This is a genomic window from Promicromonospora vindobonensis (genome assembly GCF_042685865.1).
Classification (GTDB): Bacteria; Actinomycetota; Actinomycetes; order Actinomycetales; family Cellulomonadaceae; genus Promicromonospora; species Promicromonospora vindobonensis.
Genome location: NZ_JBHUOG010000001.1, coordinates 1,435,250 through 1,455,580 on the forward strand (window position 1 = coordinate 1,435,250; position 20,331 = coordinate 1,455,580).

Here is a 20,331-nt window from a genome sequence, read left to right on the forward strand (position 1 = left end):
CAGGCGTCAGCCGCCGAAGAGCGGCGCGACCGCCTTGACCAGCTCGTTGCCGCCGAGGACCAGGAACATGGCGGCCACCAGGACGAGGATGACGTTGACCCACCACCGGTTGCGCCACCGCAGCGGCACCGCCTTCGAGTTCATGAGGATCAGCAGCGTGAGCGCGAGGAACGGCATGAACAGCGAGCCCAGCGCGCCGTAGAGCACGACGAGCAGGATCGGCCGGTCGAGGAACAGCAGCGCCATCGGCGGGAACGTCAGCCACAGGATGTATGCCCGGTAGTAGGTGCCACCGGCGCCGCGGCGCCGGTCGTCGCTCGGCAGGTTGCGCGTCGTGGCGACGAAGTCCGCGAACATGAGCGACACACCGTGCCAGACGCCGAGGATCGACGAGAACGTCGCGGCAAAGAACCCGACGAGGAACAGCGGGGCCATGAACGACCCGTACCGCTGCGAGAGCACGTCGGCGACGTCGATCAGCCCTTCCTCGCCGTCGGCCACGGCCATCCCGGCGGAGAACAGCAGCTCGGCACCCACGATCAGCATGGACACCACGAAGACGCCCGACATGACGTACGCCCACGCGTTGTCGAGGCGCATGACGCGCATCCAGCGGGGCGTGCTCCAGCCCTTCTCGGTGAGCCAGTAGCCGTAGGCGGCAAGGGTGATCGTGCCGCCGACGCCGCCCGCGAGGCCCAGCGTGTTCAGGACCGCACCCTCCGGGATGATCGGCACCAGGCCGGCGGCGATCTCACCGAGGTTGGGCGTCGTCATGATGGCCGAGCCCACGACGGTCACGAACATGACGCCGATCAGGACCGCCATGACGTTCTCGAACGGCTTGTACTTGCCGAACCAGACCAGCAGCAGGCCCGCGACGCCGGCGAGCATCGCCCAGTACCGCACGTCGACACCGGGGAACAGGCCGTTCAGCGCGAGGCCGACGCCGGACATCGCGGCGGCGCCGTAGCTGACGCCCCAGACGACCACGTAGATGCCGAAGTAGATGACGGCCCACAGCCCCAGCGACTTCCAGCCGTCGAAGATCGTGCGGCCGGTCGCGAGCGTCCACCGTCCGGCGCCCTCGACCAGCACGATCTTGATGACGACGCCGAGGATCACCGCCCACAGCAGGGCGTACCCGTACGCGCTGCCCGCGACCATCGTGGCGACGAGGTCACCGGCGCCGATCCCGGTGGCCGCGACGACGAGGCCAGGGCCGACGATCTTCCAGCGCGGCTTCTCGAGCGAACCGTCGTACCCGGAGTCTGCCTCACCGCCCGGCGTCGGCGGCCCCCCGGTCAGGCCTTGCGAAGTGACCTCATTGTCCTTTTCCATGGCGAGACTGTACTCACGGTTTCACCCGGCGGAAAGGGACGCGCCCGCCGCCCGTCCCGCACGGAGGTGCGGGAGCGGGAGCGGGCGCCGTCAGGAACCGAGGACCTAGAGCAGGCCCTGCTCCGTCAGCCAGTCCTCTGCCACGTCGGCCGGCTGCTCCAGGTCCACGGAGACGCGCTCGTTGAGCATGGTCATCTCCTCCTGGGTGAGCGCGGCGGAGATCGGGTCGAAGATCTCGTCGAGCTGGTCGCCGTACTGCTCGTAGACCTCCTCGCGGAACACCGGGCTCGGGTTGTAGAGGGGGAAGAAGCCCTTGTCGTCCTCCAGGACCGTAAGGTCGAGCGAGGCCACGCGGCCGTCGGAGGTGAACACCTCGCCGAAGTTGCAGGGGTCCTGCGCGTCCGCCGCCGTGTACACGAGCGCGGTGTCGAGGACCGTGACGTTGCCGTCGGGGAACGCGATCCCGTAGGTCTCCTCGAGGCCCGGCAGGCCGTCGTCACGCGTGGAGAACTCGTTCTCCACGCAGACCGTCGCCGCGTCCGGGTCGTCGCCGACGAGGCCGGCCAGGTCGGAGAGCTTGGTGGGGTTGCCCAGCTCCTCTGCGGCCTCGGTCGGGAACGCGAGCGCGTAAGTGTTGTTGAACTCCGCCGGCTGCATCCAGACCAGCTTGTTCTCCTCGAGGTCGCGGTCCCGCACGGCCTCGTACTGCTCGATGCGGTCCGGGATCGCCGTGGTCTCGCCGAAGAAGCTGATCCAGGCGGTGCCGTTGTACTCCCAGTACGTGTCGATGTCGCCAGAGGTCAGCGCGGCGCGTGCGGCGTCGGTACCACCGAGGTTGATCTGGTCGTCCACCGTGGCGCCGGCGTTCTCCAGCGCGAGCTTCGTGATGTTGCCGAGCACGAGCTGCTCGTCGAAGTCCTTCGACCCCACGACGATCTCGGCGCCGTCGAGGGCGCCGTCGGTCGCGGATCCAGCGTCGTCAGTGCCGCCGCAGGCGGCCAGGCCGAACGACAGCGTGACCACGCCCGCCGTTGCGAATACCTTTTTCATGCGCATTGATGCTCCTTTCGAGAGCGTTGTACTGCGAGGGCGCCGCTCCGCGCGGTGCCCGACGGCGGGCGTGCGCTCACAAGCCCCGTGGGGCGAGCAGCCGGCCGAGCGCGCCGGCCAGGTAGTCGACCAGCAGCGCCAGCGCCGAGACCAGGACCACGCCCGTGATGAGCACGGGCGTGCGGTTGAGGGTGATGCCGTTGTAGATGATGAAGCCGAGCCCGCCCTGGCCGAAGAACGTGCCGAGGGCCGCGGTGCCGACGTTGATGATCAGGGCGGTGCGGATGCCGGCGATCATGACTGGGAACGCCAGCGGCAGCTCGACCTTGAGGAGCACCTGCAGCGGTGACATCCCCATCCCGCGCGACGCCTTGACGGCCGTCCGGTCCACCTGCTCCAGCCCCACCATCGTGTTGCGCAGGATGGGCAGCGTCGAGCAGGCCACGAGACCGATGATCATGGGCCAGAAGCCCAGCGAGGTCCACAGGATGACGATGGTGATCAGCCCGAAGGACGGCACCCCCTGGCCGATGTTCGCGATGCCGAGCACCGCGGGGACCACGGGGCGGGCGAACGGCCGGGACAGCAGGACGCCGAGCGGGATCGCGAGCACGATCACGATGGCGGTGGACACCGCGGTCATGTGCAGGTGCTCGACGGTGCTCCGCGTGAGCTGTTCGGCGTTGAGCGTGCGCCGCTCGATCGTGTCCAGCTCGAGCGAGCTCACCCAGAGATAGGTGCCGCCGAGGATCACCGCGAGCAGCACGGGCATGCCGAACCAGCTCAGCGGCGAGCCGCCACGCCGGGTCCCGGCCCGGCCGGGCGCCCCGGAAGCACCGGGTGCGCCGAGCGTGCCGGGCGGCGCCTGGGTCGCGAGTGCTGTGCCCGCCATCAGCGCACCCGGCCGTCGGCCGGCTGCTGGGCGAGCTTCTGCGCGAGGTGGAACCGCTCGTACTCGTCCCGGACCGTCCTGACCACTGTCATGATCGTCTCCAGGTCCACGATCCCCTGGTAGGCACCGGTCCCGTCGACCACAACGGTGCAGCCGACGTTGGACGCGATGAGCTCGTCGAGCGCGTCCGCAAGCGTCGCATGAGGCTCGACGATCGCCTCGACGGGCAGGCCCAGCTCCGTGAGGGCAGTGCCCTTCTCCGCACGGGCCAGGTCCCGGCTGTTCACCCATCGGGCGGGGCGGCCTGCGGCGTCGAGCAGCAGCAGGGACGTCCAGCTGGAGGCCTGCAGAGCGGCGCGGACCTCCGCCACCGGCGCCGAGAGGCGCGCCGTCGGCGCGTCCGTCGCCATCTCGATGTCCCGCACCCGGCTCAGGTTGAGCCGCTTCAGCGAGGCGCCGGCCCCGATGAAGTCCGACACGTAGTCGTCGGCGGGGCTGGTGAGCAGGTTCTCGGGGGTGTCGTACTGGGCGATGTGCGACTGGTTGCGCAGCACGGCGATGCGGTCACCCATCTTGAGCGCCTCGTCGATGTCGTGCGTGACGAAGATGATGGTCTTGCGCACCTGCTGCTGCAGCCGCAGGAACTCGTTCTGCAGGCGCTCCCGGGTGATCGGGTCGATGGCGCCGAACGGCTCGTCCATGAGCATCACGGGCGGGTCCGCCGCGAGCGCCCGTGCGACGCCCACGCGCTGGCGCTGCCCGCCGGACAGCTCCTTGGGGTAGCGGCCTCGGTAGGTGGCCGGGTCCATGCCGACCATCTCGAGCAGCTCGTCCACCCGGGCGGCGATGCGCGCCTTGTCCCAACCGAGCAGCTTGGGCACGGTCCCGACGTTCTGCGCGATGGTCCGGTGCGGCAGCAGCCCGGTCTCCTGGATCACGTACCCGATGTGCCGGCGCAGCTCGTCCGGGTTCGTGTGGGTCATGTCCTCGCCGTCGATGAGGATCTGGCCCGACGTCGGCTCGATGAGGCGGTTGATCAGCTCCATCGACGTGGTCTTGCCACAGCCGGACGGCCCGACGAGCACCGTGATCTCGCCCTCGTTGACCGTGAGCGTGAGCCCGTCCACCGCTGCCTCGGCCGTGCCGGGGAACCGCTTGGTGAGTCCGACGAGCTCGATCATCGGCTTGGCGCCGGCCGCCGTCGGGCCGGGCTGCGTCATCGTCTCGGTGGTGGTCATCGGATACCTCGCGAAGTGGTGAGTCGGCGGATCAGGACGAAGGCGGCATCGAGCAGGAGTGCCAGCACGATGACGCCGAGCGTGCCGCCGTAGACCAGGTTGGGGGCGCTCGCGTTGCCCTGGGAGCGCAGGCCGCGGAAGATCTCGGTGCCGAGGCCGGGGCCACCCACGAGGGCGGCGATGGCGGCGATCCCGATGACCACCTGCGTGGAGACCCGGATGCCGGTGAGGATCACCGGCCAGGCCAGCGGCAGCTCGACGCTGAGCAGCCGCTGGAAGCCGGTCATCCCCATGCCCTGCGAGGCCTTGACCACCGCTGGGCTCACCGAGGCGAGGCCCGTGACCGTGTTGCTCACGATCGGCAGCAGCGCGTACAGGCTCAGGGCGGCGATCGCCGGGGGCGCGCCGATGCCGAGCACCGGGATGAAGATCGAGAAGAGCGCCAGCGACGGCAGGGTCAGGAAGAACCCTGCGCCGGCGAGGATCGGGTTGCGCAGGAACCCGTTGCGGTGGGCCACGATCCCGAGTGGCAGGCCCACGACGAGCGCGATCCCCATGGAGATGAGGACCAGGTTGAGGTGCTCGAGGCCGAGCTCCAGAAGGTTGTCATAGTTGCGCGTCAGGTATTCGGTAAAGGTCACAAAGGCTCGTTACGTAGGGGGTGCTGCGGTCGGCCACGTGGCAGCCCGCGCCGCGCCCACCGTACGGGTGCCCCGCGCACCGATGGGTCCGGATGACCGTCACCAGCCCGATCTGTGACCTGATCGTAAGGTGACTTTCAGCCCGGTCACGAGACTTTCAGGAGCCACGCTCCTCCCGGAATCTCAGGCCAAACCGCCGCTCAACAGTGCCCCAACGGCCCACGTCCGGACCCGACACGGAGGCTGAACAGGACGGGCACACATTGCATACATGCCGACAGCGCGGAGAATGATTGTATTCAATCGTCCCTGTCAGACTCGGAATGGATTCTCCTGTGCGCACCCCGTCGCCGGCCGGCACCCCGACGTTCACCCCGCCCTCCTCGACCACGTCCCGGCCCGACCTCCAGGGCACGTTCGGGATGGTCGGATCCACCCACTGGATCGCCACCGCGAGCGCCCAGGCCGTGCTCGAACGGGGCGGCAACGCCTTCGACGCGGCGGTGGCAGGGGCCTTCGTGCTGCACGTCGTCGAGCCGCACCTCAACGGACCGGGCGGCGACATGACCGGCGTCTTCGTGACGTCCGACGCGCCGTCGGCGCCCCGCGTCCTGATGGGCCAGGGGCCCGCGCCCGCCGGCGCCACCATCGAGCACTACCGGGCAGAAGGGCTGGACCTCGTCCCGGGCTCCGGCGCCCTGGCGGCGGCGGTACCGGGCGCCGTCGACGCCTGGCTCCTGCTCCTGCGCGACCACGGCACGTGGGACCTCGCCGACGTGCTCGCCTACGCCATCGGCTACGCACGCGAAGGGCACCCGCTGCTCGGCCGGGTCAGCTCCACCATCTCGATGGTCGCCGAGCTGTTCCGCGACCACTGGCCCACCTCCGCCGAGCGCTGGCTGCCCGACGGCGCGGCGCCCGCCCCAGGGACGCTCGTCACCAACCCGGAGTACGCCGACCTGCTGGACGCCGTCGTGGCGGCGGGCTCGGCCGCCGGGAGCCGCGCGGAGGCGATCGACCTCGCCAGGGCCACCTGGCGCGAGCGCGTGGGCGCGGCCGTCGAGGAGTTCGTCAGGACGCCGCACCGGCACGCCGACGGCGGCGACCACGCCGGCGTCATGACCGCCGCCGACGTCGTTGCCTTCGAGGCGTCCTACGAGGACGCGACCACCGCGACGTTCCGCGGGTACACGATCGCCAAGACCGGCGCCTGGGGGCAGGGTCCGGCGCTGCTGGCGGCGTGCAAGATCCTGGAGGGCTTCGACGACGCGGCGCTCGACCCGTCCACCGAGCTCGGCGCCCACACGATCCTCGAGGCGCAGAAGCTCGCGATGGCGGACCGCGACGTCTGGTACGGCGACCCCGCCGAGAACGACGTACCGCTGACCTACCTGCTCGGCGAGGACTACGCAGCGCGGCGCCGGGCGCTCATCACCGACACCGCGAGCCGCGAGGTGCGCCCTGGCGACGTGCCAGGGCGCCGGACCCCGCCCGTGCCGACCCTGCGCACCGAGTACGCCAGCAGCGCCCCGATCGGTTCCCTGCCGGGCGCCCCGACCGGCGGCCCGGCGGCCGGCGTGGGCGAGCCGACGGTCGAGGTGCCGTCACCTGACAACCCCGAGCACACCGGCGCCACCCGCGGCGACACCTGCCACATCGACGTCGTCGACCGCTGGGGCAACATGGTCTCCGCCACGCCGTCCGGCGGATGGCTGCAGTCCTCCCCCACGGTTCCCGGCCTCGGCTTCTGCCTCGGCACGCGGCTGCAGATGACGTGGCTGGACGAGACGTCGCCGTCGGCCCTGGTGCCCGGACGGCGGCCCCGGACGACGCTCACGCCCACGCTCGTGCTGCGCGACGGGGAGCCGGTGATCGCGCTCGGCTCGCCGGGCGGCGACCAGCAGGACCAGTGGCAGCTGCTGTTCCTGCTGCGCGTGCTCGTCGGCGGGTACACGCCGCAGCAGGCGATCGACGCGCCTGCCCTGCACACGACGTCGTTCCCCGGCTCCTTCTGGCCCCGGACCTGGACGCCCGGCGGGGCCACGGTGGAGGACCGGCTCGGCGACGCCGTCATCACCGGCCTGGAACGGCGCGGCCACGTGGTGACCCGGGCCGGCGACTGGGCCCTCGGGCGCCTGTCCGCCGTGACCCGCGACCCGGCCACCGGGCTGCTGGGAGCCGCCGCCAACCCGAGGGGCGCACAGGGCTATGCCGCAGGACGCTGAGCCGGCTCCTGCTGCCGTCGGCCGGCCTGCGTCGGTCCAGGACGCGATCCGCCGGGACATCATCGCCGGCGTCCTGACGCCCGGCGCCCGCGTCACCGAGAGCTCGCTGGCCCAGCGCTACGACGTCTCGCGGGTACCGGTGCGGGAGGCGCTGCGGGGGCTGGAGAGCGAGGGTTTCATCGACTCGCTGCCCCACGTGGGTTCACGGGTGGCGCCCATCCCCGTGCACGACGCCGACGACCTGTTCGCGGTGCGCGAGGCCCTGGAGGTCTCGACCGCGCGCAGCGCCGCCCGCCGGGCGGCGGCCCTCTACTCGGGCGACGAGAGCCCGGAGGACTGGTGGCGGATCCGCCGGGAGATCGCCGCCCTGCTCGACGCAGGGGACGCGCACGTCGCGGCCGACGACCTGGACCCGCTGGTGCCCATCAACGACCAGATCCACATCGGGATCGCCGAGCTCAGCGGCAGCGCGACCATGACGCGGCTGCTGCGCCAGCTCTCGTGGAAGATCGAGTGGCTCTACGCCGCGGACGTGCAGTCCCGCGGCAAGCGGCTCTGGCCGGAGCACCGCGTGATCGTCGGCGCGATCGACGCAGGCGACGGCGAGCGGGCCGCCGCCCTCATGGCCGCGCACGTCCGCGAGTCCCGGATCGGCTACCTGCTGCGGTACGGCGTCACCACGCCGAGCTCCGACCCGGTGGTCGCCGCGGCGGTGGAGGAGCGCCGTGCGGCCGGCCGGGGGTAGCGGGGACCAGCGGGCGGCGCTGGTCCGAGGCGCCCCGAACCGCACGCCCGGGCAGGGACGGGCGCCGGACGCCGTTACGGTGGGAACGTGATGATGAGCGACCAGACCGGAGCAGAGCACGAGGGCTGCGGCTGCGGCTGCGGCACCCCGGGGCGTGACGCGTTCGTCCAGCTGGGCACCCGCCCTGCCGACGGCGCCGGCGACGCCGCGACACCCACGCCCGGCCGGCACGGCGTCGAGCAGCTGCGCGTCCCGGCCGGAACCTTCACCATGGGCGACTCGTCGGGCGACCGGAACCCCGGCGACGGCGAGACGCCGCTGCACGAGGTGACCCTCGAAGCCTTCGAGATCGACGCGACGACGGTCACGAACGCCGACTTCGCGCGGTTCGTCGACGACACCGGCTACCGCACCGAGGCGGAGATGTTCGGCTTCTCCGCGGTGTTCCACCTCGCTGTCGAGGCCGATCCCGCCGACCTCATGGGCCAGGCCGACGGCACCCCGTGGTGGTTCGGCGTGCGTGGCGCGGACTGGGCGCACCCCGGCGGCCCTCGCTCGAGCATCGAGGGGCTCGACGACCACCCGGCCACCCACGTCAGCTGGAACGACGCCGTGGCCTACTGCGCCTGGGCCGGCAGGCGCCTGCCCACGGAGGCCGAGTGGGAGTACGCGGCCCGCGGCGGGATCGACGGCGCCAAGTACCCATGGGGCCACGCGGAGGTCGACGACGGCGGGTGGCGCGCGAACATCTGGCAGGGCACGTTCCCCCGGGAGAACACCCTGGACGACGGCTGGCTCACCACCGCGCCGGTACGGACCTTCGAGCCCAACGGCTACGGCCTCTGGCAGCCGGTCGGCAACGTCTGGGAATGGTGCCAGGACTGGTTCGACCCCGGCTACTACCCTGCCTCCCCCGCTACCGACCCGCGGGGCCCCGAGCAGGGTGGGGCGCGGGTCCTGCGCGGCGGCAGCTACCTGTGCCACATCTCGTACTGCAACCGCTACCGCAACTCCGCGCGGTCGTCGAACACGGCCGACTCCTCGATGGGCAACGCAGGCTTCCGCACGGTCGCCCTCACCCCCGCCGGCGCCCAGGCATGACCGCGAAGAGGTTCCCCCAGCGCGTCTACCGCGACGGCGAAGAGCCAGACCCCCGGTTCAGCCTCGCCAACGAGCGCACCTTCCTGGCCTGGCTGCGCACCGCGCTCGGGCTGTACGCGGGCGCGTTCGCGCTCGAGGCGCTGTCGCTGCCCGCCTCGACCGGCTGGCGCGTGGCCGCTGCCGGCGTCTTCCTCGTGCTCGGCACGATCGCCGCGGTCCAGGCCTGGCTGGGCTGGTCCGCCACCGAGTCGGCGCTGCGCCGGGGCCGGCCGCTCCCCGGCCTGGCCGTCGGCGGGCTGCTCGTCGTGGGCATCGTCGTCGCGGTGGTCCTCGTGACGATCGGGCTGTTCGTATGAGCGACGAGCAGGGCGTCTACGATCCAGGGCTCCAGACGGAACGCACCCTCCTCGCCTGGCGCCGCACCTGCCTCGCGTTCGGCGTGGCCAGCCTCGTCGCCATGCGCTTCACCGTGGAGACCGCCGGCGTCCTCGCCGTCTTCGCCGGCGTCGCGGGGGCAGGCCTCGCGGTCGCCGCCTACGTCGCCGCCGCCGTCGGCTACCGCAGGGCCAACAACGCGCTGCACAGCACCGGCTCGCTCGACCACGGGGCTGCCGCGATCGCCCTGGCCACGGCCGCCGCGCTGGTGCTCGGCGTCGCCTGTGCGGCCTACCTGGTCCTGAGCGCGCTGGGCGCCTGAGCTCCCCGTCGGGTGCGACCGCTGCACACGCAGCCGATCGTCGACATGTGGTTCACGAGAGGCCGGGCTCCTTCGTGTCGTGGACAGGTCGGCCGACAGGAGCCCTCTCGGTCCCGCGGACGTACGCCTTCAGGGTGGCGAGCTCCTGTCCGACGGCGGCCTCGCTCGGCCGGACGGTGAAGCGGCCGACGCTCGCCGGGACGATGAACGTCTCGGCGTAGTGGACCAGGTACGGCTCGAACGCCCCGGTCGGGCTCTCGATCACGGCTTCCGCCCCTTCGACCAGGTTGAGGACCAGGACGGTCCCAGCCGTGTCGTGCTCGACAGGTCCGGTGAACCAGGTGCGCCGCACCTCGATGAACTCCAGCTCGTGCAGGCCCGTCCGCTCTTCGACCCAGCCGTCCCCTGCGCCGGTCCGCTGCACCTGGTCGACCAGGTTCTGGGTGACCCAGTCCGTCCGCCGGTCCCACTGGATGTTGCGTTCGGCGTGGTCGAGGTGCACCGGGCGCGGGCGGCCGTCGAGCCCGAGCCGGCCCCAGTCCCACATCTTGAAGGTGAAGATGTAGGGCGTTGCCGAGATCTCCAGCACCATCGAGTTCCGCCCGGAGCAGTGCACGGTGCCTGCCGGGATCAGCACGTGGTCGTGCTTGGCCACGTCGAAGACGTTGATGTACTTCTCAGCATCGAAGGGCTCGGCACCGGCTTCTGCTCGGCGCAGCGCGGCCATCATGTCGGCGGGCTCGACGTCGTCGCGGACCCCGAGGTAGACCTTGGCGTCGGGTTCGGCATCGAGCAGGTAGTAGCTCTCGTCCTGGGTGTACGGGATGCCGAACGTCTCCTGGATGTAGTCCGTCAACGGGTGCACCTGCAGGGACAGGTTTCCGCCGTCCATGGTGTCCAGGAAGTCGAACCGGATCGGGAACTCAGCACCGAACCGGGCATAGGTCCGCTCCCCCAGCAGCTCGACCGGGCGCTGCAGCACCAGGTCGATGGCGGGGATCTCGACGATCGTCCCGGCGACGTCGAGCAGCAGGCTCTCCTCCTCCGGAACCCCGTCGAAGCACCACGCGTAGTTCGTGTCGCTCGGCGGCAGCCCGATCACCTCGCTCATCCAGTTCCCGCCCCAGACCCCCGGGTCGAAGAACGGCACCAGCCGGAACGGGCCGGCGGCCGCTGCGGTGAGCCCTGCCTGGAAGCTGTCGCGCGTGATCAGCACGGCTTCCTCGGCGAGCCGGGTCGTGTCGAGCAGGTAGTCCATCGCGTCGAACAGCCGGTGCTTCTTGTGCCGGTCGGCGGCCCGCCACTCGACGAAGTAGCCGCGCTTGATCTTGCGCAGGTTGTCCTCCGCGCCGTTGTCGCAGCGCCAGTTCGGCGCTCCGCGACGCTGGCGCTGCTGGATCTCCCAGCGCGGCATGTCGGCCAGCACGACGACGGCGTCGCCGGTGCCGGCCGGCTGCCCGCCGTCGGCACCGACGAGCAGAGCGCCCCAGCCGACCAGCACGACCGGCGTCGTGCGGCCCGCGACCTGGTCCCGGACCTGCCGGAGCGCGTCCGGGTCGTAGAAGTCGTCGACCGTCTGGCGCCCGAGAACGCCGAACACGCGGTCGTCGGTGAGGTTGTCGGCGATCTTCGCGTCGATCTCGGCGACAGGCAGCGCCGCGGCGTCCTCGACGTCGATCACCTGGTAGTCGGGCAGGTGTCGCTCGGCGACCTTCCGCAGGTCGGAGAGGTCGACGCCGGGGTAGCAGTCCACGACGATCAGCGGCCGGTCACTGCGGGACCGGCCGGCACGGTCGAGCTCTGCCCAGACCTCCGTGCCGCTCCGTGCCGGACCTGTACCGGCGACCTTGATCACCGGCTCGCGCACGTAGTTCCGGTACGACGGGTAGGTCATCGCGGGTCCTTTCGCTCGACGAGTACCGCAAGGCCACGCACCACCGAGTGCTCCGGGGTCTCGGCGAACCGCAGCTCGGGTCGCGGCAGGGCGCTCCAGAGGTAGCGGTCGACGGCGTCCGCAAGCTGTTGCCGTTGGCCGGCCGCCGCGTGCATCGTGCCCCCGGAGAAGATCAGCAGCTCCGGCTGGTAGGCGTGGCAGAGGTTGACGGCCGTGGCCGCCCAGGCGCGGAGCACGCGGTCGGCGACTGCTGCCGCGACGCCGTCGCCCGCGGCGCTCGCCTCGAAGAGCACCGTCATCGACATGGAGCCGTCGGACACGGCACCCGCGAGCGCGGACTGCTGCCAGCCGACGACGGCACGCACCTGTGCCGCGAGGTTCCAGCTCCCGCCGATCGCCTCCGCGCAGCCGACGTTGCCGCAGTTGCACGGCGGGCCGTCGAGGTCGACGGTGAAATGACCGCCCAGGATCCCGCCGTACCCCTCCGGGCCGACCAGCGGCTCGCCGCCGGCCAGCACGGCGGTGCCGATCCCCGTCCCCGTGATCACGATCGCGGCATCACGGACCGGCGTCCCCGGGGCGACCTCAGCGGCGGCGACCTCGCCGAGCAGGGCCGCCCTGGCGTCGTTCTCGACGACGGCGGGCAGGTCGAGCTCCGCGGCCGCCCAGCCGGGCAGGTCGTGGCCGACCAGGTAGCCGTACTTGTCGTGGATCGACGTCAGCCTGCCGGTGCCCGGGTGGACGACGCCCGGCGCGGCCACGCCCACCGCTGTCGCCTCGGCGCCTGCTGCTGCCTGGGCCCCGACCAGGCGGCGCGCCCGCTCGGCGACAGCGCCGAGCTCCCGCAGCGTCGCCGGTGCGGCGGTCCGGTCCTCGGCGACCAGCGCGCCGTCAGCCACGATGCCGAGCTTCACGTGCGTTCCGCCGAGGTCGACCGCCAAGATAATCGCCACGTTGGGAACGTTACCTCAGTTGAGGTGCGCCGCCATAGTCCAGGGTCCGAGTTGACAGCTCGACCGTCTGCGGCAGCCCGTCGTCGGCGCCGTCCAGCCTGCCGATCAGCATCGAAGCCGCCTGACGCCCCAGGTCACGGGCATCGTGGTCGATGATCGTCACCGGGATGCCGAGCACGTCGGCGAGCTCGAAGTTGTCGAAGCTCACCAGGGCGGTCGGCTTGGCACCACGCGCACGGCGCGACGCCCCGAGCAGAGCGCGGACCGCACCGATCGCGTTCCGGTTGTTGGCGCAGAACACGGCGGTCGGCGGGTCCGCGCGCCGCAGGAGCGACCGCATGGCGACCGTGGCCGACTCGACGTCCTGCTGGCCGACCAGAACCAGGTCGTCGTCGAGCTCGAGGCCGGCGTCCTCGTGGGCGAGCCGGAAACCCTCGAACCGGCGCTGTCCGGTGAACACCGAGGTCATCGTGCCAAGGAACCCGATCCGCCGGTGCCCCGCCTCGATCAGGGCCGACACCTGGTCGTAGCTGGCCTGCACGTCGGCGACCAGGACGGTGTCCGCGCGGACCCCTGCGACCGCCCGGGACGCCAGCACGAGCGGGACCCCGCCGAGCGCGCCCGGCAGCAGATGCCGCCGCGCGCCGGTGGGCACCACGATCAGGCCCTCGACCTGGCGGCCGATGAAGTCCGCGATGAGCAGTCGCTCCTTGGCCTCGTCCTCGCTCGTGCTGCCGATCAGCAGGCCGCGACCCGAGCCGCTGACGACCTCGTCGGCACCCAGGACGAACTCGCCGTAGTAGGGATTCGCGACGTTGGTGATCGCCATGCCGATCAGCCCGGAGCGCTGCCCCGGGCGCAGGCTCCGCGCCTGCTCGTTGCGCCGGTACCCCAGCGCCGCGACCGACGCGTGGACCCGTTCCGCCAGCTCAGGGCGGACGTTCTTGCCGCCGGACAGCACCCGGGAGACAGTCATCCGACTGACCCCCGCGTGTTCGGCGACCGTCAGGATCGTCGGCTGTCGGCGTGTGGGTGCGGCCAAGCCGTTCGCCTCCCTGGTTCTTCCTCGATGGGTGCAGACCCTTGCGATGGTCGCGCGGGTCTGGCTAGGGTAATTCTGGGAACGTTACCAATGGTGGTATCTCATCCGGAGGCGAAATGGTCACTGCAACATCGCCCGCGTCACCCCGGCGCCCCGCACCTCGATGGAGCGGTGGCCGCGCGCTCTCGCGGAGGACCGTGCTCGCCGCCGCAGCCGTCAGCCCGCTGGCCACAGCGCTCGCCGCGTGCGGCGGGTCCAGCACCCTCGGCGAACGCAGCTCCACCCGGCTCGCCATGATGAACGACAACAGCGGATGGCTCGACGGCTATCAGGCCGCGGGCAAAGCGCTCGCCCAGGCCACCGGCTACGGCTTCGACGTCAACTCGATCACGAACAACTACAACCAGATCGTCAAGATGTCGATCCAGACCCGGAAGATCGCCGACGTCGTGAAGTGGCAGTCCGGCTACCCGCTGACCGAGCTCGTCCGCGGGGGACGCCTCGCCGCGCTGGACGACATCTGGGACAGCGCGGTCAGCGCGGACCGGGTCGACGAGTCGTTACGGCCCTTCGTCTCGGTCGACTCCCACGTCTACGGGCTCCCGCTGTACAAGTCCCACTTCGCTTTCTACTACTCGAAGGCCGCCTTCGAACGGTTCGACCTCAGCCCGCCGGACACCTACGACGACCTGATCGAGATCGCCAAGACCCTCAAGGGCAACGGCGTGACGCCGTTCTCCGCGCAGTACAGCGCCTGGCAGCCGATGTGCTGGTTCGAGGAGCTGCTGACCAAGACCGACCCGGAGTTCTACCGCGCTCTGACCAGCGGCCAGGCCGCCTACACCGATCCGACCCTGCTCGACGTGCTGCGCCGCTGGGGCGAGCTGATGCAGAACGACTGGTTCACGGCCCTCGACCTGGACATCGCCTCAGGCTGCGGGCCGATGCTCAAGGAAGGCACGCTCGGCATGGTCCCGTACGGGACGTGGAACTCCGGCAGCTTCGTCGCCAACGGCGTCGAGCCCGGTGAGCACTTCGGGCTGTTCAACCTCCCGCCCATCACCCGGGGCACCGCGCACACGGTGATCGTCGAGTCCGGCGTCTTCACGCTCCCTCGCCAGTCGCCCAACCACGAGGCCGCGCTGGACGTGATCGGTGAGTGGCTCGCACCCGGCGTGCAGCAGCCGTGGAGCGACTACCTGCAGGACAGCTCCGCCAACCCGAACATCCCGGTGAAGAACCCCGCCGTGGTCGAGCTCCAGGAGCAGCTCGCCAGGACGCACGCGGAGCCCCTGCAGCGCTTCTACGAGTCGAGCCCGCCCCAGCTCGTGCAGACCGTCCTCTCGGACGTGTCGGCCTTCATGCTGGACCCCTCCCAGTACCGGCAGGCCGCCGAACAGATGGCCAGGCACGCGGACGAGGCCTGGACGGACTGGAACCTAGCATGAGCGTCTCCGTCTCCCCCGCGCCCGCCGCCGACCGCCCGACACTGGCCGAGACCACGCCGCCAGCACCGCACGACAGGCCCCTCAAGGACCGGTTGACCGCATCCGTCTTCATCGGGCCGGCCACGGTCTTCGTCGGCGTGGTGCTGCTCCTCCCGATGGTCTGGACGGTGGCCACCAGCTTCACGCGCTACAACGGCGTGACGATGCACTGGGCAGGCCTCAGCAACTACACCCGGCTGTTCACCGATCCCGGTTTCGGCCAGTCGTTGCTCAACACCCTGATGTGGTCGGTCGGGTCCCTGGTGCTGCCCGTCGCGCTCGGCCTGCTGATCGCCGTGGTCACGCAGGGCAGCCGGCTGGGCACGATCACCCGGGTCGCGGTGATCATCCCGTACGCCCTGTCCGGCACGGCCACCGGCGTCATCTACAACTTCATGCTGCGCAGCGACGGTGCGGTCAACCAGGTGCTCGGGACAGTCGGCCTGGATCCGGTGGACTGGCTGCTGCACTGGCCGCTGAACACCGTGACGATGATCGTCGCGAGCACCTGGCAGGCCACCGGCATCAACGTGGTCCTGTTCATGGTCGGCCTGCAGACGGTGCCACGGGAGACCGTCGAGGCAGCCCGGCTCGACGGGGCGTCCGGCGGCCAGCTCTTCTGGCGGGTGGTCTTCCCCCAGATGGCCTCCTCCACGATCGTCGTCGTCGGCATGGCGCTCGCGAACAGCCTGAAGACCTTCGACCTGGTCTGGCTGCTGACCAGCGGTGGCCCTGGCACGGCGTCGGAGACCCTCGCACTGACCATGTACCGGCAGACGTTCCTGCTCAGCAGGTACGGGCTCGGGGCGGCGACAGCGGTGGTGCTGGCCGTGATCGTGGTCGCCGCGTCCTGGCTCTACCTCCGCCGCAGCCTCCGGCCCGAGCCCACGTCCTGAGGAGCTGACCATGAACCCCACGCTGTGGACGGGTCTCCGTTCGACCTTCCTCGTGCTGGTCGCAGTGCTCTGGCTGCTGCCGGTCTGGTTGATGGTCGTCAACGCGATCACGCCGTCGGCCGAGTACTCCGGCGCCCCCGCCTGGTGGCCAGAGACGTTCGGCATGATCACCAACCTCACCGAGGCCTGGCAGACCGGCCAGATGGGCCCCGGATTCCTCAACAGCCTGCTCTACTCCACGATCTGCGCGGCGGTCGCGGTGGTCCTCGCCGCGCTGGCCGGGTTCGGCACCGTGGTGCTCAAGGTGCGGCACAAGACGCTGTGGTTCTGGCTGATCTACTGCGGCACCCTGGTGCCGCTGCAGATCTTCCTCGCCCCCATGTTCACCGCCGCGGCGCGCAGCAACCTCTACGACACCCGGCTCGGGCTGATGATCGTCTACGTCGCGATCTCGATCCCGTTCGCGTACTTCCTGATGCGCAACTTCATCACCACGCTGCCGCGCGAGGTCTTCGAGGCGTCCTCGATCGACGGTGCCGGGCCGCTCATGACGTTCCTGCGGATCTGTCTGCCGATGTGCCGTCCGGCGATGTTCGCCGCGTTCATCTTCCAGTTCACCTGGGCCTGGAACGACCTGCTCTTCGGCATGACCCTCACGGCGAGCCCAGAGGTCCGGCCGATCATGGCCTCCCTCATCAACCTGAACGGCAACTACTCCTCGGTCGGACCACCCACCGTGCTGGCCGGCGCCCTGATCGCCTCCGTGCCGACGGTGGCCATCTTCTTCGTCTTCCAGCGCTTCTTCGTCTCGAGCCTGACCCTCAGCAAGTAACGCCCTACCCCCGCAGCGAAGGAGCTCCATCGTGCCCTCACATGCCTACATGTCCGCCAGCCCGGTCTGGGACGCGTCGTTGTACCGCAGCAAGATCCTCGACTACGCCGCGGACCAGGTGGTCGCCGTCGAGGGTCATCGGCTCGGCCTGGTCGCCGAGCCGCTGCTGCGCACCGACCCGGTGCACGGTCGACAGCAGGTCGTCCGGTTGCAGTGGCTCGACCGGTCGGCGGGCGCCGCCCCGCGCCTCACCGCGCTCCCGGTCAGCGTCACGATCGACGGCAAGGACGTCGACGCCGCCCGCCGCCCGGTCGGACCGTCCGGTGTCCGGCTGCTGGTGCCTGCCGTGGACGAGCCGGCCAAGCTGGTGGTCGCGCTGCCGACCCTCGGTGTCCAGCTCTCGCACACGCTGGAGCCGCAACGGCACTGGGAGGTGCACCTGGTCCACCACTCGCACCTCGACATCGGGTACACCGACCCGCAGGCCGTCGTCCGCGAGCAGCACCTCGGCTACCTGGACGACGCGCTGCGGATCGCCCGGGAGACCGACGAGCGCGAGGACGACGCCAGGTTCCGCTGGTCCGAAGAGGCGCTCTACTCGGTGACCGACTGGCTGGCCAACCGCACCGAGCACCAGCGCGCGGAGTTCGTCCGCCGGGTGCAGGAGGGCCGGATCTCCCTGTCGGCGATGCCGTTCAACCTGCACACCGAGATGTGCTCGACCGACGAGCTGTACGAGCTGCTGCGCCCGGCCCGCGACCTGCAGCAGCGCTATGGTCTACGGTTCCGGTCCGCGATGCAGACCGACGTGCCGGGCGCCGTCGTCGGCCTGCCGGACGCCCTGTCGGCGCTGGGCGTCGAGTACCTCAGCGTGGCACACAACTGGGCGGGCCGGTCGGCGCCGGACGAGACCGGGGCGATCGACCTGCCGCGACTGTTCCGCTGGCAGGGACCGCAGGGCGGCTCGGTCGTGGTCTGGCGCACGGACTCGCCGCACGGCATGGCGTACATGGAGGGGCCGACCGTCGGCTTCCACGAGTCCTACGACCTGGCCAACAACCTCTTCCCCGCCTACCTGTCCTCGCTCGCCAAGCGGCCGTACCCGCTGATGCCCGGCAGCGTCTTCGGCTGGCTGGACACGACCGAGCGGCAGGAGCGGCAGCCGTACCCGTGGGACATCCTGCACCTGCGGGTGCACGGCAGCTGGTCCGACAACGCGGGACCGAGCCGGACCATCAGCGACGTGGTGGCCGAGTGGAACGCCGAGTGGGACTTCCCGAAGCTGCGGCTGTCCACCAACGAGGACTTCTTCGACGCCGCCGTCGAGCGCGTCGGGGACGAGCTGCAGACCTTCACGGGCGACTGGAACGACTGGTGGGCGCACGGTGTCGGGGCAGCCGCCGCACCGGTCGCCGTCGGCCGCAAGGCGCAGGCCGAGCTCCAGGACGCGCAGACGCTGTCCGCCGCCGCGCGGCTGATCACCGGCCGCCCCGCCGACGCCGCACCGCTGGTCGACCCCGAGCGCGGCTACGCCCAGCTCGCGCTGTGGGACGAGCACACCTGGGGCGCCTCCAACTCCTGGGAGCACACCGACCTCGGTTCCTCCTCCGGGGAGCACCAGTGGTACTGGAAGGTCGCCCGCGCGTACGAGGCCCTCGACGAGGCGGAGCACGGCCTGCACCTGGCCGGCTCGACGCTGGCGGAGCACCTGGGCAGCACCGGCGACGCCTCGGTCTACCTCCTGAACACCGGCGGGCAGCCCCGCACCGAGGCCGTGGAGTTCTTCCTGCCCGCCAGCGTGATCGGGCTGGACCGGAGCGTTGTCGTCACCGACGGCCGCTCCGGCGAGGTGCTCGAGCACGACGAACGGGTCGAGGAGCAGCGCAGCCGGGGCATCGGCAGGCACCTGCGGACCACCGTGGCCGACGCCCCTGCGGTCGGCCTCGTCCGGCTCGACCTCAGCTCGGCGCCAGCGACCGACGTGCTGCGCAGGCGCGCCGCGGCGGCGTCGGGCGACCTGGCGTTCGAGAACGCCGAGGGCGAGGCGGACACCGCACCGGTGGAGCGCCGACCGCTGGACGACGAGGTGGTGCTGGAGAGCGACCACCTCCGGGTCGAGCTCGACCAGCGGGACGGGACCATCGCCTCGATCCGCGACAAGCGCACCGGCCGGGAGATGGTGAACACCGACGCCGCTCTCGGCTTCAACGCCTACGTCTACGACCGGTACGCCACCAACGGGCACTCCAACCACAACTCGTCCAAGTTCGCCGACTCCGGCAACCTGGGGCTGCTGAGCTCCCGCGAGATCGGCGGGCCGGTGGCGATCGTCGACTCCGGCAGCGGCGCGGTGGACAGCTGGCTGCAGGTGTCGTCCTCGCGGGTCCCTGGTGGCGAGTCGCTGCTGACCACGTACCGCCTGCGGCACGACCGCCCCCAGCTCGACATCGTCAACCGGCTGGGCAAGTCGGCCCAGCGGGACAAGGAGAGCGCGTTCTTCGCCTTCCCGTTCGCCGCCGCGGAACCTCGGCTGCTGCAGGAGTCCGCCGGCGGGCTCAGCGGCAGGGACGCGGACCGCGTGCCGGGCGGCGGCGAGTACCTGACGGCGATCCGGCACTGGATCTCGATCGACGACCTGGCCGAGGGCTCGTCCGCCCCCGCGATCGGCTGGGCGACGGCGGACGTCCCGCTGGTCGAGACCGGACACATCGCCCTGCCTTACGTGCCGTTCCCGAACACCATGCCCGACGACGAGCCGGCGACCATCTACTCGTGGGTCCACAACAACATCTGGGACACCAACTTCCCGGTCGAGCAGACGTTCGAGATGGACTTCCGCTACACCGTGCTGTTCGGCGAGGGCGACGCGACCGCCGTCGCGGCCGCGGCGGCCGAGTCCCTGGTCCACCCGCTGCGCGCGGTGCTGGGTGCGGGCGCCGGGGCGCCGGTCGATGCCCTGTCGCTCCTGGAGGTCGAGGACCCGCGGGTGCGGCTGGTAGGTCTGCAGGAGACCGCCGACCAGACGCTCCTGGTCCGGCTGTTCTGCACCACGCCGGGCGGCGCACGCACCGGCATCCGGCTGCCCGACGGTGTCGCCTCCGCGCACCGGAGCAACTACTGGGGTGACCGCGCCGAGCCCCTGGAGATCATCGACGGGCGGGTGGAGCTGGACGTCGCCACCGGGGCGGCCGCGATCACGCTCGGGTAGCCGGATCCATCGACTGGTTCGGCAGGCATGCCTGCCGAACCAGTCGATGGGCCAGCTTGAGGTGCTTACGGGCGAGGGCGGCCGATGGTGTG

Annotated in this window: 17 protein-coding genes; 9 read left to right on the forward strand and 8 right to left on the reverse strand. The window is 71.0% G+C overall.

From position 1 onward, the window contains the following. Positions 1-6: 6 nt before the first annotated feature. The 5 genes from ACFS27_RS06570 to ACFS27_RS06590 form a co-directional block, all read right to left on the reverse strand. Positions 7-1,338: an Nramp family divalent metal transporter gene (locus tag ACFS27_RS06570; protein WP_377181172.1), complete on the reverse strand. Its 1,332-nt coding sequence runs from the start codon at positions 1,336-1,338 to the stop codon at positions 7-9. Positions 1,339-1,443: 105 nt separating this feature from the next. Beyond that, a complete protein-coding gene (locus ACFS27_RS06575; RefSeq protein WP_377181174.1) occupies positions 1,444-2,388 on the reverse strand; it encodes a glycine betaine ABC transporter substrate-binding protein in 945 nt (314 codons plus the stop codon). Positions 2,389-2,464: 76 nt separating this feature from the next. Then, positions 2,465-3,280 (reverse strand): ABC transporter permease, encoded by an 816-nt coding sequence (locus tag ACFS27_RS06580; protein WP_377181176.1) that lies wholly within the window; start codon positions 3,278-3,280, stop codon positions 2,465-2,467. Then, positions 3,280-4,518: a betaine/proline/choline family ABC transporter ATP-binding protein gene (locus ACFS27_RS06585; protein ID WP_377181178.1), complete on the reverse strand. Its 1,239-nt coding sequence runs from the start codon at positions 4,516-4,518 to the stop codon at positions 3,280-3,282. The genes ACFS27_RS06580 and ACFS27_RS06585 overlap by 1 nt, the downstream gene beginning before the upstream one ends. Beyond that, on the reverse strand, positions 4,515-5,159 hold the full coding sequence (locus tag ACFS27_RS06590) for an ABC transporter permease (protein ID WP_377181180.1): 645 nt from the start codon (positions 5,157-5,159) through the stop codon (positions 4,515-4,517). The genes ACFS27_RS06585 and ACFS27_RS06590 overlap by 4 nt, the downstream gene beginning before the upstream one ends. A gap of 422 nt (positions 5,160-5,581) precedes the next feature. Here ACFS27_RS06590 and ACFS27_RS06595 point away from each other — a divergent pair, with 422 nt between their 5' ends. The 5 genes from ACFS27_RS06595 to ACFS27_RS06615 all read left to right on the forward strand — a co-directional run bounded on the left by ACFS27_RS06595 (position 5,582) and on the right by ACFS27_RS06615 (position 9,927). Beyond that, positions 5,582-7,384: a gamma-glutamyltransferase family protein gene (locus ACFS27_RS06595; RefSeq protein WP_377183627.1), complete on the forward strand. Its 1,803-nt coding sequence runs from the start codon at positions 5,582-5,584 to the stop codon at positions 7,382-7,384. Next, positions 7,368-8,129, forward strand: a complete 762-nt coding sequence (locus ACFS27_RS06600; RefSeq protein ID WP_377181183.1) for a GntR family transcriptional regulator — start codon at positions 7,368-7,370, stop codon at positions 8,127-8,129. Before ACFS27_RS06595 ends, ACFS27_RS06600 begins: the two co-directional genes overlap by 17 nt. Before the next feature lie 93 nt (positions 8,130-8,222). Then, positions 8,223-9,230, forward strand: a complete 1,008-nt coding sequence (locus ACFS27_RS06605) for a formylglycine-generating enzyme family protein (RefSeq protein ID WP_449301529.1) — start codon at positions 8,223-8,225, stop codon at positions 9,228-9,230. Further along, entirely contained in the window at positions 9,227-9,586 is a 360-nt protein-coding gene (locus ACFS27_RS06610; protein WP_377181185.1) for a YidH family protein, read from the forward strand. The genes ACFS27_RS06605 and ACFS27_RS06610 overlap by 4 nt, the downstream gene beginning before the upstream one ends. Further along, a complete protein-coding gene (locus tag ACFS27_RS06615; RefSeq protein WP_377181187.1) occupies positions 9,583-9,927 on the forward strand; it encodes a DUF202 domain-containing protein in 345 nt (114 codons plus the stop codon). Before ACFS27_RS06610 ends, ACFS27_RS06615 begins: the two co-directional genes overlap by 4 nt. A gap of 52 nt (positions 9,928-9,979) precedes the next feature. Here ACFS27_RS06615 and ACFS27_RS06620 read toward each other — a convergent pair whose 3' ends face one another. Genes ACFS27_RS06620 through ACFS27_RS06630 form a run of 3 tightly spaced genes read right to left on the reverse strand, consistent with a single transcriptional unit; the run spans position 9,980 to position 13,816 of the window. Next, the gene (locus ACFS27_RS06620; RefSeq protein ID WP_377181189.1) at positions 9,980-11,821 is read right to left on the reverse strand and encodes a class I mannose-6-phosphate isomerase; all 1,842 of its coding nucleotides are present in this window, start codon (positions 11,819-11,821) and stop codon (positions 9,980-9,982) included. Then, positions 11,818-12,774: an ROK family protein gene (locus tag ACFS27_RS06625; RefSeq protein WP_377181191.1), complete on the reverse strand. Its 957-nt coding sequence runs from the start codon at positions 12,772-12,774 to the stop codon at positions 11,818-11,820. Before ACFS27_RS06625 ends, ACFS27_RS06620 begins: the two co-directional genes overlap by 4 nt. A 10-nt stretch (positions 12,775-12,784) precedes the next feature. Beyond that, positions 12,785-13,816: a LacI family DNA-binding transcriptional regulator gene (locus ACFS27_RS06630; RefSeq protein WP_377181193.1), complete on the reverse strand. Its 1,032-nt coding sequence runs from the start codon at positions 13,814-13,816 to the stop codon at positions 12,785-12,787. Positions 13,817-14,013: 197 nt separating this feature from the next. Here ACFS27_RS06630 and ACFS27_RS06635 point away from each other — a divergent pair, with 197 nt between their 5' ends. Genes ACFS27_RS06635 through ACFS27_RS06650 form a run of 4 tightly spaced genes read left to right on the forward strand, consistent with a single transcriptional unit; the run spans position 14,014 to position 20,239 of the window. Further along, positions 14,014-15,264: an ABC transporter substrate-binding protein gene (locus ACFS27_RS06635; RefSeq protein ID WP_377181195.1), complete on the forward strand. Its 1,251-nt coding sequence runs from the start codon at positions 14,014-14,016 to the stop codon at positions 15,262-15,264. Beyond that, on the forward strand, positions 15,261-16,199 hold the full coding sequence (locus tag ACFS27_RS06640) for a carbohydrate ABC transporter permease (protein WP_377181197.1): 939 nt from the start codon (positions 15,261-15,263) through the stop codon (positions 16,197-16,199). The genes ACFS27_RS06635 and ACFS27_RS06640 overlap by 4 nt, the downstream gene beginning before the upstream one ends. 10 nt (positions 16,200-16,209) lie before the next feature. Then, positions 16,210-17,031 (forward strand): carbohydrate ABC transporter permease, encoded by an 822-nt coding sequence (locus ACFS27_RS06645; protein WP_377181199.1) that lies wholly within the window; start codon positions 16,210-16,212, stop codon positions 17,029-17,031. 31 nt (positions 17,032-17,062) lie between these two features. After that, complete coding sequence (locus ACFS27_RS06650; protein WP_377181201.1) at positions 17,063-20,239, forward strand: glycoside hydrolase family 38 N-terminal domain-containing protein; 3,177 nt, start codon at positions 17,063-17,065, stop codon at positions 20,237-20,239. Positions 20,240-20,331: the final 92 nt, after the last annotated feature.